We start from the raw sequence: 14,973 nt of genomic DNA on the forward strand, positions 1-14,973 counted from the left end.
AACGCGGATCAAAATAATGCCGCATGCCCGAGGACGCGTTGGAAAGCAACCTCATTCCGGCCCGAACAGGTCCATCTACCTGTACATTTACAAATTTGTAAACTTTTTTCAAAAAAGTGCTTGCACAGTTCTCGAATCATAGGTTATTATCTTCCTCGTTGAACGCGCGGGTTCAACAAAACGAACCGCGAATCAACAACATAGCATGTCGGAGTGGCGGAATTGGCAGACGCGCTAGCTTGAGGTGCTAGTGACCGCTTTTTGGTCATGCGGGTTCAAGTCCCGCCTCCGACACCATCGCATTTGAGAAGCCTCTTCGGAGGCTTTTTTGTTACCGATAGACGGTGAGGTTCACGATGGAAACGCTTGAGCGCAACGAGTGGGCAGACGTTGCCCAACTAGTCGAGATCACGAGCGATGCTGTCATCATCTGCGAGCTCGACGGAACCATTCTGCATGTGAATAATCGCTTACTTGGTTTGATGTGCGAGGAACGCGCCGACGTCATCGGTGGAGATGTTAAAGACGTTCTGTACTCATCCGCTTTTGAACGTGCGACGGAACATCGTCTGCCATTTGAAACTGATGGCTCCGAGAACGAACTGATGCTCAAGCTGAGTGACGGCTCTTTTATCCCCGTCTTGGTTCGCGCAGGCTCCGTAACGCCTCCACGTATCTTTGGGCGCAGCGCGCCACGTGTCCTGGTGGCACTTCACAGTATTGAGGAACAGTATTCTCACGACCGTCAACTCAAGCGTGCGTTATCGGAGCTTAGAGTGGCAAATAAGCGTCTCTCTGGCACGCTCTCGGTCATTATGAGCACTGTGGGCTCCGATGAGCTACCCGGCCTGCTTGATACCGTTTTAAATCAGCTCGTCGGAACGCTCGATGCTTCTGGAGCTGCGATTTATTTTTCGGAGAGCGGTGGCTTTAAGCTCCGCGGTGTTTCTAAGGAGCTTGAGGATAGCTATTTGCCCGAGTTTATGCCGTATGGCGCGGGCATCCCGACGTACGTGCTTCGCGAGTCGCGCGCTTGCCGTCTGTCGATTCAGCAGGACCTTGAGGGCGATCGTGTCGCCTCGGGCATGTTTATGGATTTGGACAATCGTTCTAAGCACCTGTTGCGCGTGCAGGATATGCCTCCGTACCGCAGCGAGATCTGTCTTCCCGTTTTTTACGGTACGCAGATCCTTGGCGTGCTGGAAGTTGGCTGGAAACGCCCCCAGGCACCGCTCGCCTATGACGTTAATGTACTCGAGGTCATTTGCGATTACCTGTCTATCCAGCTGGTCGGCATGGCATCGAGCCTTCGCTCTCGTCGCACGGCCGAGCTTGGCCGCTCGCTTAATGTGCTTCGGGATGAGTTGTTTGCCTATCTTGATGATCCTGTTGCCGCCTCGCGTGCGGTGTCGGCCGAAATTTGCGCCGTGCTCAATTGCCATTTCTGTCCCGTGGAGTATGACGCTAGTCTGGACGCCTACGTCATAGATTTTGAAGGCGGCAGTCGCGTTGCTTTGCCTGACGATCCCGAGAAGCTTTTCTTTTCCACGACGGCGCCAGCGGCACGTCTGGGGGCTGGCCCTGATGGCTTTGGGGCGTCTGTTTTGGGCGGCACGAGTGCCGAGGACCTTAAACACGTCCGTATAACTCGCGTTGACGAATCGATGCCTATGGGAGGCTGGCTTAGGGCGCATGGTCTACCTTGCCAAGGTCTCTACGTCGACACCGGCATCGAGGCGGGGCGCCCGCGCTCTGAGGGTGATGGCAAGCACAGCAGCGACGCAATTGTCCCTGCTTCTGTTGCGAAGGGCCCGACGACGCGCGCGCTGCTGCTTCGTGATGGCAGCCAAGAGCCGATTGATGACCTTGAATATGACTACTTGGTGCACTTGGCGCATGACTTTGAACTGATCTACGAAGGCGAATCTCAAAAGCGCGAGGAGCGCCATATCGCTCAGACCCTCCAGATCGGCATGAGAAATTCCCTGGGGGATGTTCCGGGTATCGCAACCGATTCGGTGTACCTGTCGGCCACGAACTCGGCGTTGGTCGGCGGCGATTTCTATACGCTCATCCGACTTCCCGACGACTGCGCCGTCATGATTCTGGGTGATGTGTCTGGCAAAGGCATTGAGGCCGCATCGATGTCCGCGCTCGTCAAGACGGCCCTGACGGCATATGCCTGGGAGGGCGCTGGCCCGGCCCGCATGGCGCGCTCCCTTAACAGCATGCTCATGGGCTTTTCGAGGGTCGAGACGTTCGTGACGGCCTTTATCGCCAAGATTGACCTTAAAGCCGGACGCGCAACGTATTGTTCGGCGGGCCATCCTCCGACCATGGTCATCAGGCCAGAGTCGATGCCGCTGGGCGGCGGCGAGGCCCGTGGGGGAGAGGTCGAACTGCTTGGATGCCAATCGGGCGTAATCGGTGCATTCGAAGGCATGGTGTACGAGACGGGTGCCTTTACGTTCGCCCCCGGCGACATGCTCTTTATGTATACGGATGGAACGATTGAGGCCCGTGACCGCACCGGAGCATTCTTTGGCGAGCAGCGCTTGCGCGACCTTCTGCTTTCTGTTTCGGGGGAGGGCGTGTCGGGCATTTGCGGCAAGGTCTTGGGCGAGCTCGACCGATTTACCGAATCGGCGCTGGACGACGACATTGCATTGGTGTCCCTTGAGTTTTTACGGGGTCGTTCATAGACGACGCTGGACGGGCTGAATCCGCACGGTTGGGGAAACAAATGCATCGAGTGGGCTTTTTTGGGGAACCATGGTCGTATGAATGAGTGGAATGACATAGCGGTTTTGACGCCACCGGGCGATATCGACATCGCCACGGTGCCTGCGCTGCGTCGGCGGTTGGATGCTTTGGTTGACCGCGGCGTGCGTCGTGTCGTCATCAACTGTCAGGCTGTTGGCTTTATCGATTCGACGGGCTTGGCATTCCTGCTTACGCGCGCTCGTGAGCTCATGAGGCGAGAAGGCCTGCTTTCGCTCGTCAATGCATCAGGCGAAGTTGTTCGCTTTTTGGAGATTGCTCGTCTTGTCGATATCCTTCATGTCGCGGGTCCGGCACGGGAGTCTATTCCCGCCATTCCGGTGGGGGAGCTGCCTCGCTGGAGTAAGAGCGTCGAGGTCCGTCAGGGTATCGAGAATCTTCCATACTACCGACATCACATCGCCGAACTCCTTGAATCGCTTCCGTTGCGCCGCGACGAGCGCTACGATGTCGCATTGGCGTCGGGGGAGGCACTGGGTAATGCCTATGACCATGCGGGCGGTGTCGGGTGCGTCCTGACGGTTCAGGCCTATGGCGATCGCGTTGTGGTTGAGGTGCTTGATCGAGGTGCCGGCTATTCTATCGATAAAACGAGCGAACCGGTCGCATCCGAGGAGCGCGGCCGTGGTATCAAGCTTATGCGTATGCTCGTCGATAACGTGGAGGTTGCGCGTCGTACAGACGGCGCCGGCACGCGCGTGCAGATGGTGAAGCTGTTTAGCGGAGCGCTCGAATCGTGTGCCTAGCCAATCGCTTTGGCGCGTTTAGCTACCGAGAACATGCGGCAGACAACTTTTTTGAAAAAAGTACTTGCGTCTTTTGGACAACTCGCGTAAATTAATAACCCGCAAGCGGACATGGCTCAGTTGGTAGAGCACAACCTTGCCAAGGTTGGGGTCGCGGGTTCGAGCCCCGTTGTCCGCTCCATTGCATTTACGGACCGTTTATGCGGTCCTTTTTCGGCGAAGTGGCCAAGTGGTAAGGCAGAGGCCTGCAAAGCCTTTACCCCCGGTTCGAATCCGGGCTTCGCCTCCAGGCAACATCCGGGCGCTCCGGCGCCCGTTTTGTTTTACATATGCGGACATGGCTCAGTTGGTAGAGCACAACCTTGCCAAGGTTGGGGTCGCGGGTTCGAGCCCCGTTGTCCGCTCCAAGCGCAACAGCCCGACTACTACGGTAGCCGGGCTTTTTCGTACCCATCGCAGAGGCTCGAACCCGAGAGGGAGCGAGCGTTAAGCAAACGCGGAGCGTTTGTAACGAGCTGGCGAGGTCGCCGGCAGGCGGCCGAAGCCGGTGCGGATCCGCGAAGCGGATACGCGGACGCCCCGTTGTCCGCTCCAACTATCTTACGCGGTTCTAACGAACCGCGTTTTTTGTTGACGCTGCGCGGGCTCCGGGCACCCCATCTTGCCCCTCAATCGTCGGTCGCGTACATAAAGTACGCTTCCCTCCTCTTTCGCGGCAACCTGGGGCACCCGGAGCCCGCTCGCTGTCGTGGCCGGGGGAGTGGGCCATCAGTTCTTTTCGCCTGATTGGTCAATCCGTTCCAGAGGCTCGAACTATTTTCAAATTATTCGAAAATAGTTCTTGCATTCGGGGCGATCATCCCGTATATTAAATCCTCGCAGGCGGACATGGCTCAGTTGGTAGAGCACAACCTTGCCAAGGTTGGGGTCGCGGGTTCGAGCCCCGTTGTCCGCTCCATTTGGGCGTTTAGCTCAGGGGGAGAGCGCTTCCCTGACACGGAAGAGGTCAGAAGTTCAAATCTTCTAACGCCCACCAAATGTTCACAGCCCAGAGGCTATGTCCTCTGGGCTGTTTTTTTGCCACCAAGCACGCCGCCAAATAAGCCACCAAATATTGATCCAAGGTCTGTACGCAATGGTTTTCGCATCCCGTAGGGCTGCCGGCAGATTGCATACGTCCTGGCCGATCGTGACCGCAACATGTTGGTCAAGCATAATCTTTTGGATTCTTTTGGCGTGAGCGGCTTGGTTTTGGTCCTATTTGGCGGTGGCTCGGTTGAGGGGGTTTTATAACTGCCATGCAGGTAGTCGTGTTGATAACGTTTTATCGACTTGCCAAGAACCCCTCATAATTAATGCGTCTGCAAAATGACTAATTGCTTTGACCTGCTGAAACACTATATATTGTGTTTGACCTAAAAAAAGAATACAGGATATAGATGTCTCTTTGTCGTATGATAGATGGCGGACAGAGAACGAGGACCTTATTCGCCCCATTTGGATGGATCTTTGAGCCCCTTGATTGGCTGCGAGGATTGTCCGCATGAGGGCCTATGGTTATCGAAAACACAGATTGCGCGACGGCGCCGCAAGACAGGGTAAGCCCTGCCGGGCATCGTTTGGCTCTGAAGCGCAATGAGGCTACGATGCGAAAGAGGCAAGAGGATGAAGATCATCAAGCGCAGCGGCACCGAGGTTACCTTTGACATCGATAAGATCGTCAATGCGATCCGCGCCGCAAACTTGGAGGTCGAGGAAGGCTCTCGCCTTACCGACCGCCAGGTGATCTATGCGGCACAAAACGTCGCCGAGGCATGTGAGAAGGCCGGTCACACCGTATCGGTCGAGGAGATCCAGGATTTGGTCGAGGACGAGATTATGCGTCTCGACTGCTACGAGGTCGCTCGCCACTACATCATCTATCGCTATGTTCAGAGCCTAAAGCGCCAAAAGAACACGACCGACGACAAGATCCTGTCGCTGATCGAATGCAACAACGAAGAGGTCAAGCAGGAGAACTCTAACAAGAACCCGACCGTCAACTCCGTTCAGCGCGACTACATGGCCGGCGAGATTTCCAAGGACCTGACGCAGCGCGTACTGCTGCCCCAGGAGATCGTGGATGCTCACAACGAGGGCCTGATTCACTTCCACGATTCGGACTACTTTGCCCAGCACATGCATAACTGCGACCTGGTGAACCTGGAGGATATGCTCCAGAACGGTACTGTTATCTCGGGTACGCTGATTGAGAAGCCGCATAGCTTCTCGACGGCCTGCAACATCGCGACGCAGATCATCGCCCAGGTTGCTTCCTCCCAGTACGGCGGCCAGTCGATTTCGCTGACTCATCTCGCCCCGTTCGTCGAGGTGAGCCGTCAAAAGATTCGCGGCGAGGTTGCTCGCGAGCTTGAGGAGCTCGGCGTTTCCGCATCTCCCGAAAAGGTCCGCGAGGTCGTGGAGGATCGCCTGCGCGATGAGATTCGTCGCGGCGTCCAGACGATCCAGTATCAGGTCGTGACGCTTATGACCACGAACGGCCAGGCGCCGTTCGTGACGGTCTTTATGTATCTTAACGAGGCCCGTACGCCTCAGGAGAAGCACGACCTTGCCATGATTGTGGAGGAGACGCTTCGTCAGCGCTATGAGGGCGTTAAGAACGAAGCCGGCGTGTGGATCACCCCGGCGTTCCCCAAGCTCATCTACGTGCTCGAGGACGATAACATCCGCGAGGATTCGCCGTACTTCTATCTGACCAAGCTCGCTGCCAAGTGCACCGCCAAGCGCATGGTGCCCGACTACATCTCTGAGAAGAAGATGCGCGAGCTCAAGCTGTCTAAGGGCGAGACCGCCGGCAACGGCGATTGCTACACCTGTATGGGTTGCCGCAGTTTCCTGACGCCCGACCGTTCGGGCAACGGCTTTAACAACGTCGCCAACGCGCTGAACTATGACCCGAGCAAGCCTAAGTACTATGGTCGCTTTAACCAGGGCGTTGTGACCATTAACCTGCCTGATGTCGCGCTGAGCTCGCACCAGGATATGGACAAGTTCTGGAAGATCTTCGATGAGCGCCTTGAACTGTGCCATCGTGCCCTGCTGTGCCGTCATGAGCGTCTGATGGGCACGCTTTCGGATGCCGCGCCGATTCTTTGGCAGTACGGCGCCCTGGCGCGCCTTAAGAAGGGCGAGACGATCGACAAACTGCTCGTGGGCGGCTATTCCACCATCAGCCTGGGGTATGCCGGTCTGTATGAGTGCGTCAAGTACATGACGGGCCACAGCCACACCGAGAAGGAGGGCACGCCCTTTGCCATGGCGGTCATGCAGCGCATGAACGACAAGTGTGCGGAGTGGAAAGCCGCGAGCGATATCGATTTCTCGCTGTACGGCACGCCGTTGGAGTCGACGACCTACAAGTTCGCCAAGTGCCTGCAGCGTCGTTTTGGCATTATTCCGGGCGTGACGGACAAGGGCTACATTACCAACAGCTACCACGTCCACGTGTCCGAGGAGATTGATGCCTTCGACAAGCTCAAGTTTGAGGGCATGTTCCAGCAGCTTTCGCCGGGCGGGGCCATTTCCTACGTTGAGGTTCCCAACATGCAGGACAACCTCAAGGCTGTCATTCGCGTGATGCAGTACATCTACGACAACATCATGTACGCCGAGCTCAACACCAAGAGCGACTACTGCCAGGTGTGCGGCTACGATGGCGAGATCAAGATTGTCGAGGACGATGGCAAGCTGGTGTGGGAGTGCCCCAATTGCGGCAACCGCGACCAGGAGAAGATGAACGTCGCTCGTCGTACGTGCGGCTACATCGGTACCCAGTTCTGGAACCAGGGTCGAACCGAGGAGATCCGCGACCGCGTGCTGCATCTCTAATAACCATCCCAGGCTGCCCCGTAGCGAGGCCCCGGACCTTTACTCGCTATTTCGGACAGTCCTGGCTCACGACGGAGGCGCCACTGGCGCCTCCTGTTCGTGCGGAACTCATATCGAGCAAAGGTCCGGGGCCTCGCTACGGGGCAGCCAAGTTAATGTAGCTGAGATGCAGCATGCGGCCTGCTCACTCCTCGAAGTTCTTAGCGGAAATAATTTGAGCTGCAGCTGCGATTTACTTGCGATGGCGGTTGAGCCGCAACCCAGTTTTTATTGGACCTCGAACCCTATACTCGATGTTCGCTTCGTTCATTGAGTTGCCCTTTGCATGAGGCCGGGACATATCGTCCCGCCCGCAGTTTCGCAGGCCGCAGGCCGAGAATGTTTGAGGACGGGATGATATGTCCCGGCCTCCCAGGAGAGTTACCTATGAACTACGCGAACATTAAGTATTTCGATATTGCTGATGGAGAAGGCGTTCGTACTTCTCTGTTTGTGAGTGGGTGCCGTCGCGGGTGCAAGAATTGCTTTAACTCCGTCGCGTGGGACTTTGCCGCGGGCGAGCCGTTCGATCGCGCCGTCGAGGACAAGATTATCGAGAGTCTCGATCATCCCTTTATCGATGGTCTGACGATTTTGGGCGGCGAGCCTATGGAACCTGAGAATCAAGCGGGGCTTGTCGACTTTATCGAACGCGTGCGTGCGGCCTATCCATCGGGGTCGGGAAAGACTATTTGGTGCTTTACCGGCGATGTGCTCGAGGAGCTTATGCCGGGCGGTCGTCATCATACCGAGGTGACGGACCGCATCCTTACCTGCCTCGATATGTTGGTGGACGGTCCGTTCGTTCAGGATTTGTACGATATCTCGTTGCGCTTCAGAGGCTCGAGCAATCAGCGCGTGATCGATATGAACGCTACGCGTGCCCGTGCCGAGCGCGAGGGCGTTGCGCTTTGTGATGCGGTTGAACTTTGGCGTGATGATCCGGTCTATTCGACCCATACTATGTAGCTTGTGGTCGATGCCGGAGGGCGTGGTACCATAGCGCGAACGTGAAATCGGAAAAGTGAGGCCCAGATGGTCGATCAGGAAAAAGTCGAGGCCGCCATTAAGCTGTTGCTTGAGGGCATAGGCGAGAACCCAACTCGTGAGGGCCTGCTGGAGACCCCGGCGCGCGTTGCCCGTATGTATGGTGAAATCGCCGGCGGTATGGACCAGAGTGCCGAGGAGCACCTGTCCAAAACCTTTGCCGTCGCTTCGAACGATTTGGTTATCGAGCGCGACATCACGTTCTACTCGCTGTGCGAACATCATCTGCTGCCGTTTTACGGCAAGGCTACCATTGGCTATATCCCCAACGGCCGTGTCGCAGGGCTCTCTAAGCTTGCTCGCACGGTTGAGGTTTATGCCCGCCGTCTGCAGCTGCAGGAGCAGCTGTGTGCGCAGGTTGCCGATGCCCTCATGGAGTATCTCGCTCCCCAGGGAGCGATTGTGCTCATGGAAGCTGAGCATATGTGTATGACCATGCGCGGCGTGCAAAAGCCCGGCACCAAGACCGTGACGCTCGCTCGCCGCGGCGTCTTTGAGACCGACCCCGCGCTCGAAGAGCGTTTCTTTAGGATGCTGGGACGCTAACTATGAGAGTCGTCAACGACTTTACATCGAATACTGACGAGGGAACGCCGCGTCGCGGTTTTATGGCTTCGGGTCTGGCGCCTTTTGGTGTCATGCCTCGCATTGATTACATCTGTGCCAACGGTCTGTTCCGGCGGCACCTGGGCAACATTGCACAGTTGGAATCGGGGCGCATCTTCTGCCGCCACGGTATTGACCACCTGCTGGATGTCGCCCGTATTATGTGGATCAAGAATCTCGAGGAACAGCTCGAGTTTGACCGCGAGGTCATCTACGCCACGGCACTTCTTCACGATATCGGCAAAGATGAACAGTATGAATCGGGTATATCCCATGATGTTGCAAGCGAGCGCGTCGCTGATGCAATACTCGCCGGCATGCCCGATGACGTGGCGTTTGAGCCGGCCGATGCCGCAGCCATTAAGACGGCCATTCTGGGCCATCGAAAGCTGCGCGTGAACAGCCAACCGCTTGAGCGTCTGCTCTACGCAGCCGACAAAGCGTCGCGCGCCTGCTTTGCATGCCCCGCGCGCAATGCTTGCAACTGGAGCGACGATAAAAAGAACCTGTCGATTCGCGTGTAGTTAGTTTGCGCGGTCGGGGTTCTAAACGAAGGAGACGATCGCGATGAGTAACAAAAAACTGCCCGAGAATGCAACCAAGACTGAAGGTGCCGAGCTCGCCCGCCGTGAAAGGGGCAAAATATCCACCGCAACGGCGGTGCCCCACGTGAGCTATGACGATCTGCGCCATGCCGATCGCATTACTATCGACGGTCTCGAGGTCTTTGCCAACCACGGCGTGTATCCCGAGGAGAACGCCCTGGGGCAGAAGTTCGTCGTGTCCTTGGTGCTCTATGCCGACCTGCGCGCGGCGGGGGAGCACGACAACCTGGATGTCTCGATTGATTACGGCTCGGTGTGCCACGATGTCGATGGCTATCTGCGCGAGCATACGTTTAAGCTCATCGAGGCTGCAGCTGAGGGTGTGGCCTCGATGCTGCTACGTCGTTACCCCCTGCTGCTTGGCGTGCGTGTTAAGCTCGATAAGCCTTGGGCGCCCGTCGGTCTTCCCCTGGCAAGCTGCGGTGTCGAGATCGAGCGCGTGCGCTAGCCGACTCTAAATCTTGCTGGCGGGCGGTTTTTTGAGCCGCTGCGACAGAGCTCTATTGTTGGGGCAGTACGTGTCGAGCAGGGCGTGAAACCGCTGATTGTGGCTTGGTTCGAGCAAGTGGACGAGCTCGTGGGCGACAACCATGTCGAGACACTCGATGGGATAAGCGGCAAGTTCGCGTGCGATGCGAATAGCTCCGGTCTTGGGCGTGCATGATCCCCAGCGTGTTTTCATACTGCGCACGGAGACGCGGGAAACGGTGACGCCCATTGCGATTTCGTATGCGCGCACCATATCGCGTAGCGCTGCGGTGACCTCGGATGCATAGAGTTGGTCGATGCGTGTCTGGAGCTCGTCGGACGTTAGGCCGTCGAGGATTGCGCGCCGCTTGGCCTGTGGGCCTTCGTCCGATTCGTCGGTACCCATAAAACTTGCGAAGGTGGCCTGCTTGGGCCGCGGTGCGGGTGATGTAAAGTTGTGATCGAGCGCATCTTGTACCGTGATGGGTTTGCCCCAAAGCGCAATGATGGACGAGGGGCTGAGCGGCTCTCTCGCCGTCGCCTGACGTTGCTCGCGCTGGGCAAGTCGGCTGATAATCCAGGCGCTGTTGCGCTTCACAAACGCTTCGATACGCTCACGGCTGGCGCCGATCGGTGCGCTGGCGTGGACCTCACCGCTCGATGTGACGCGTAGGTTGAAGTTCTTGACGCGCTTTTTGGTAACGACGACGGGCAAGGACGTGCCATCCGGTCGGGGTAGGAAAAACGTAAATTGCTGCGTCAAAAGCGGTCCTTCAGATTGGGGACGGGTCGGCATGTCGACCGTTCGGCATGCCGGCCCGCTCAAGGGATGTGAAATTAATAACGCTCAAAGAAGGCAAGCGCGTTGTCGCTGCAGAGCTTTTGCATCACGGTCTTGCCAAAGTGCTTGGAGAGCATGTTCTGGAACTCGGGCATCTTGCTGGCATCGGAGAGGAAAGCAGGCACCGTGGCGCCGTCCCAGTCGCCGCCGAGCGCGATGACGTCCTCGCCGCCCAGGTCGAGCCAGTGCTCGATATGTGCCGCTAGCTGGTCGAAGGTGACGTCTGCGGCGGTCTTGTCGGTTACGTCGTTGGATAGGAACTCGCTGCAGTAGTTGAGGCCGACAATGCCGCCCATGTCGCGAATGGTGCGGAACTGGTCGTCGGTAAGGTTGCGTTTGACGCCGCAAACCGCACGGGAGTTGGAGTGGCTGGCGACGAAGGGGCGCGTGGCGTGGGCGACAACCTCGTCAAAGCACTCATCGTTGAGGTGGGAGACGTCGAGTACCATGCCGGCGTGCTCCATCTGCGTAAGTACCTCGATGCCGGCGGCGGTGAGGCCGGCGTGGGTATCGTGCCCGCTCGCGAGCGGTCCCTGCGCGTTCCAGCTGAGTGATGACATGAGTACGCCCAGGCTCTTGAGTACCTCGATCAGCGCGGGGTCCTCGGCAAAGAACGTGGCGTTTTCGATGGTGTGGATGCAGGCGACCTTGCCGTCTTTGAGCGCAGGGCGAATGTCTGCGGCGCTGCGCACGTTGACCATGCGGTCGTGGTTGAGCATGGCCTGGCCGCTCATATGTGCCATGATCTGCGCCTGGAAGCGCGCGGCGTGGGCGGTGGGAATCTCGTCGGGGACAAACGTGGCGAAGCACTGTGCCCACGGCGTGTTGCCGATCTTTGCGAGCGAGATGGCGCAGGCGTTGCCCTCGATGAGGTCGAAATCTTGCGGATGCGTTTCGTCGCCGGGGAAATAACCGTCGGTGCCGGCGGTAAAGCGCAGGTCGAGATCGAGCGTGGCCCAGCCGATGCGGTCGGCGGTGTCGCAGTGTAGGTCAAATATGGGGTATGCCATGGTTCCTCCGGTTGCAGCGTTTCTTTGCAAACTGTCATTGAATTGTATGACTAGGGTATAGTTAGCGCCATATGTTCATGGCGGCCCGCGTTGTGTGCCGCCCTTATCACGGAGGTTACCATGTCCAACCAGGGCAAGAAGGTCAAGACCCATTATCGCGGCACGCTCGACGACGGCACGCAGTTCGATAGCTCCTACGATCGCGGCGAGCCGCTGGAGTTCACCTGCGGCGCCGGCCAGATGATCAAGGGCTTCGACGCCGCCGTGGTCGACATGCAGGTGGGCGAGAAGAAGACCGTGCACATTCCTGCTGCCGATGCCTACGGCGAGCGCAATCCCGAGATGGTTCTGACCTTCCCGGCCGAACAGGTTCCCAACATCGAGCAGATCGAGAAGGGCATGAAGCTCTTCCTGTCCACGCCGAGCGGTATGCCCGTCCCCGCCGTCGTCATTGACGTGACGCCCGAGGCCGTGACGCTCGACGCCAACCACGAGCTGGCCGGCAAGGACCTCAACTTTGATATCGAGCTCGTCGAGGTCGAGGGTTAGAGTATGCCCGAACGCTTGGTTTCGACGACATGCTTGGGAAATCTCAACGATCCGTCCTATGAACTCCTGCTTCGCCGGAAGTTGGGCGGCGTCTTTGAAGTCGACGAGCTGCTGCTCGATTGGGACCAGGCTGATGTATGCGCGTTTGTGGGCGTGACGGAGCTGGGGCGCACGGTCGATGTTCGGCTGGATGCTGCCGACGGCGGTCGTCTTGCCGACGGCGACGTGCTCGCCGTCGACCACACGGGTGCGGTGCCCGTGGCGGTTGTCGTGCGCCTGCGCAGCGCCGAGGTTTATTTGGTCGAAGTTGACCGCATGGACCCGATTGCGCTCGCGCATGCGTGCTGGGAGATTGGCAATATGCATGCGCCGCTTTTTCGAGGCGATTCGGACGAGCATACCGTGGGCATGTATACGCCGGTGCAGCCTGTTTTGGGCCGCATGCTCCGGGGCGTCGAGGGCGTTCGACTCTCGGTGGTCACATGCGAGCTCGATGCGGACCGGCGCTTTGCGTCGAGTGCGGCGGACGCCGTTGTGAGTATGGCTCCCGACTTTACCATCGTAAAAAAGACGCGCGGCTAAGCGCGCGTATGCGCAAGACGGGCTTTGAGGGGCGACCAATCAAGGTCCGTCTTGCTGTTGATAGGAGGCTTTGGGGAAGCGTATGGGTCTTGAGGGAATCAAGCTGATTGCATGCGATTTGGACGGCACGTTGCTGCATCCGGGGGAGCGCGAGCCGCGTTCCGAGGCCTTTGAGCTCATCGACGAGCTGCATCGTCGCGGTATCGTGTTTATGCCGGCGAGCGGCCGTCAATATGCGAGCTTGCGCCACCTGTTTGCCCCGGTGGCCGATGAGCTCGCATATGTATGCGAAAACGGAGCCCTGGTGATGAGCGAGGGACGTGCCGTTGTCAAGCGTTCCATGGAGCGCAGCCTTGCTATGGATATCGCGAATGCCGTGGTTGCGTATCCCCATGCCGACGTGACCCTTTCGTGCGAGGGGCACCTCTACACCATGAGCGGCAATGATGCGTTCGTCGACCATTTGCGCTATGAGGTCCACTGCGATGTGGCGGTGGTCGACCGTCCCGAGGACATCGACGAGGACGTCATTAAGATTGCCTTCCAGACGCCCGAGGTTGATCAGCCGGCGGCGCTGGAGCATTTTGAGCGCCTCTTCAGCGACCGTGTCGACGTGATGACGTCGGGAACCGAATGGACGGACTTTATCGGTTTCGGTTCGGGCAAGGGCTCCGCGCTTGCCGATTACGGTCGTGCCCTGGGTATTTCGCCCGATGAGATGATGGCGTTTGGCGACAATGAGAACGATCGCGACATGCTTAACGTCGTGGGCCATCCCTATCTGATGGAGAGCTGCAATCCCTCTATGCGTGGCATCAACGACCGCGTCCGCTACGTGCGCACGGTCGAAGAAGAGCTGCGTCGTCTACTTGCTGAGTAGACATTTGGGACATGTCTAGAAATCTACTTTTTGCTGCAGAGTGCGGAAAGGTGGATTTTAAGGCATGTCCCAAACATCTATCGGCAGTCGGGGCAGAGACCCTCGAAGATGGTGTAGTGCGACGTGACGTGCCAGCCGATTTGCTCGGACGCTTTGGCGTCGAGCTGGGCATCGAAGGGGAGCGGTACGTCGATGACGCGGCTGCACGAGGTGCAGATGATATGCGCGTGCGGCTCGATGGTGCGATCGAAGCGACTGCCGCCCGGTGTCTTGATGGAGAGGATCTCGCCGGCGTCGGCCAAGAGATTGAGATTGCGGTAGACCGTACCGCGGCTGATTTTGTCATCCTGCGCGCGCACGACGTTGTAGATTTCGTCGGCGGTGGGATGGTTATAGCTTTGGCGTACGGCGTCAAGAACCAGCTTTCGCTGCTTGGTATTCCTTCTTTGCACCGCCATGCGCCTCGCCTCTTTTCTATCAACGGTCGTAGGTAAATGATACCGTATTTAGCACACAATACTAATAATGAGGAGTGAAACCGTCTTCATTGGCAAGTGGGGCTCGGGCCTCGGCGTCTACGAGGCGAAAACGCGTTCCCATGCGCTCGTAGGAGGCATGAAGCGTCTCGAGATGAGATAGGATGTTTGCCGGAGCTCCCTGTATCTCCATCTCGACTGAGCCGTCTTCCATGTTACGCACCCAGCCGGTGAGGGAGCGCGCCTGTGCGAGGTTGGTGTTGGTGAAGCGGAAACCGACGCCCTGGACCTGCCCCTCCCACCGCAGGAAATAGCGCTGCGGGGCGTCTTGAGTGGCCTCGTCGCTTGCGAGCACGGTGAGCCTACGGCGCAGCTCAAGCTCGACGCCAGAGGGCTTTTGGGGTTCGCGGCTGCCGCCGGTGACGCCCGAGAAAAGCTTGTCGAAAAAACCCATC

Annotated in this window: 14 protein-coding genes and 6 tRNA genes; 16 read left to right on the forward strand and 4 right to left on the reverse strand. The window is 58.0% G+C overall.

Annotated elements, in window-relative coordinates:
• Window positions 1-207 precede the first annotated feature (207 nt).
• The 13 genes from V2391_RS00160 (at window position 208) to folB (ending at window position 10,160) form a co-directional block, all read left to right on the forward strand.
• Window positions 208-297 (forward strand) — tRNA-Leu (locus V2391_RS00160).
• 59 nt (window positions 298-356) lie between these two features.
• Window positions 357-2,702 carry a GAF domain-containing SpoIIE family protein phosphatase gene (locus tag V2391_RS00165; RefSeq protein ID WP_329737796.1) on the forward strand — a complete coding sequence of 782 codons (2,346 nt, stop codon included), beginning with the start codon at window positions 357-359 and terminating at the stop codon, window positions 2,700-2,702.
• 78 nt (window positions 2,703-2,780) lie between these two features.
• Entirely contained in the window at window positions 2,781-3,527 is a 747-nt protein-coding gene (locus tag V2391_RS00170; RefSeq protein WP_117745840.1) for an anti-sigma factor antagonist, read from the forward strand.
• 105 nt (window positions 3,528-3,632) lie between these two features.
• A tRNA-Gly gene (locus V2391_RS00175) sits at window positions 3,633-3,708 on the forward strand.
• A gap of 34 nt (window positions 3,709-3,742) precedes the next feature.
• A tRNA-Cys gene (locus tag V2391_RS00180) sits at window positions 3,743-3,816 on the forward strand.
• A gap of 42 nt (window positions 3,817-3,858) precedes the next feature.
• A tRNA-Gly gene (locus tag V2391_RS00185) sits at window positions 3,859-3,934 on the forward strand.
• 475 nt (window positions 3,935-4,409) lie between these two features.
• Window positions 4,410-4,485, forward strand: a tRNA-Gly gene (locus V2391_RS00190).
• A gap of 3 nt (window positions 4,486-4,488) precedes the next feature.
• Window positions 4,489-4,563 (forward strand) — tRNA-Val (locus V2391_RS00195).
• A 629-nt stretch (window positions 4,564-5,192) separates the two neighbouring features.
• Entirely contained in the window at window positions 5,193-7,415 is a 2,223-nt protein-coding gene (gene nrdD, locus V2391_RS00200) for an anaerobic ribonucleoside-triphosphate reductase (protein ID WP_117745841.1), read from the forward strand.
• A gap of 426 nt (window positions 7,416-7,841) precedes the next feature.
• The gene (gene nrdG / locus V2391_RS00205) at window positions 7,842-8,423 is read left to right on the forward strand and encodes an anaerobic ribonucleoside-triphosphate reductase activating protein (RefSeq protein ID WP_117745842.1); all 582 of its coding nucleotides are present in this window, start codon (window positions 7,842-7,844) and stop codon (window positions 8,421-8,423) included.
• 66 nt (window positions 8,424-8,489) lie between these two features.
• Complete coding sequence (gene folE, locus V2391_RS00210; RefSeq protein ID WP_329737797.1) at window positions 8,490-9,047, forward strand: GTP cyclohydrolase I FolE; 558 nt, start codon at window positions 8,490-8,492, stop codon at window positions 9,045-9,047.
• A gap of 2 nt (window positions 9,048-9,049) precedes the next feature.
• Entirely contained in the window at window positions 9,050-9,631 is a 582-nt protein-coding gene (locus tag V2391_RS00215; protein ID WP_199409409.1) for an HD domain-containing protein, read from the forward strand.
• A gap of 43 nt (window positions 9,632-9,674) precedes the next feature.
• Window positions 9,675-10,160: a dihydroneopterin aldolase gene (gene folB, locus V2391_RS00220; RefSeq protein WP_329737798.1), complete on the forward strand. Its 486-nt coding sequence runs from the start codon at window positions 9,675-9,677 to the stop codon at window positions 10,158-10,160.
• Between the two features lie 6 nt (window positions 10,161-10,166).
• On the opposite strand, the gene V2391_RS00225 is transcribed toward folB, so the two are convergent.
• Complete coding sequence (locus V2391_RS00225) at window positions 10,167-10,895, reverse strand: M48 family metallopeptidase (RefSeq protein WP_329737799.1); 729 nt, start codon at window positions 10,893-10,895, stop codon at window positions 10,167-10,169.
• Window positions 10,896-11,017: 122 nt separating this feature from the next.
• Complete coding sequence (locus V2391_RS00230; protein ID WP_329737800.1) at window positions 11,018-12,031, reverse strand: dipeptidase; 1,014 nt, start codon at window positions 12,029-12,031, stop codon at window positions 11,018-11,020.
• 120 nt (window positions 12,032-12,151) lie between these two features.
• Here V2391_RS00230 and V2391_RS00235 point away from each other — a divergent pair, with 120 nt between their 5' ends.
• The 3 genes from V2391_RS00235 to V2391_RS00245 all read left to right on the forward strand — a co-directional run bounded on the left by V2391_RS00235 (window position 12,152) and on the right by V2391_RS00245 (window position 14,042).
• Window positions 12,152-12,580: an FKBP-type peptidyl-prolyl cis-trans isomerase gene (locus V2391_RS00235; RefSeq protein ID WP_329737801.1), complete on the forward strand. Its 429-nt coding sequence runs from the start codon at window positions 12,152-12,154 to the stop codon at window positions 12,578-12,580.
• 3 nt (window positions 12,581-12,583) lie between these two features.
• The gene (locus V2391_RS00240; RefSeq protein ID WP_329737802.1) at window positions 12,584-13,162 is read left to right on the forward strand and encodes an urease accessory protein UreE; all 579 of its coding nucleotides are present in this window, start codon (window positions 12,584-12,586) and stop codon (window positions 13,160-13,162) included.
• 82 nt (window positions 13,163-13,244) lie between these two features.
• Entirely contained in the window at window positions 13,245-14,042 is a 798-nt protein-coding gene (locus tag V2391_RS00245) for an HAD-IIB family hydrolase (protein WP_161144853.1), read from the forward strand.
• 77 nt (window positions 14,043-14,119) lie between these two features.
• On the opposite strand, the gene V2391_RS00250 is transcribed toward V2391_RS00245, so the two are convergent.
• Window positions 14,120-14,500 carry a Fur family transcriptional regulator gene (locus V2391_RS00250; RefSeq protein WP_099431458.1) on the reverse strand — a complete coding sequence of 127 codons (381 nt, stop codon included), beginning with the start codon at window positions 14,498-14,500 and terminating at the stop codon, window positions 14,120-14,122.
• A gap of 61 nt (window positions 14,501-14,561) precedes the next feature.
• Window positions 14,562-14,972, reverse strand: a complete 411-nt coding sequence (locus tag V2391_RS00255) for an acylphosphatase (protein WP_329737803.1) — start codon at window positions 14,970-14,972, stop codon at window positions 14,562-14,564.
• Between the last annotated feature and the right edge of the window lies 1 nt (window position 14,973).

Origin of the sequence: Collinsella sp. CM84Y_54 (genome assembly GCF_036317945.1) — a bacterium.
Classification (GTDB): Bacteria; Actinomycetota; Coriobacteriia; order Coriobacteriales; family Coriobacteriaceae; genus Collinsella.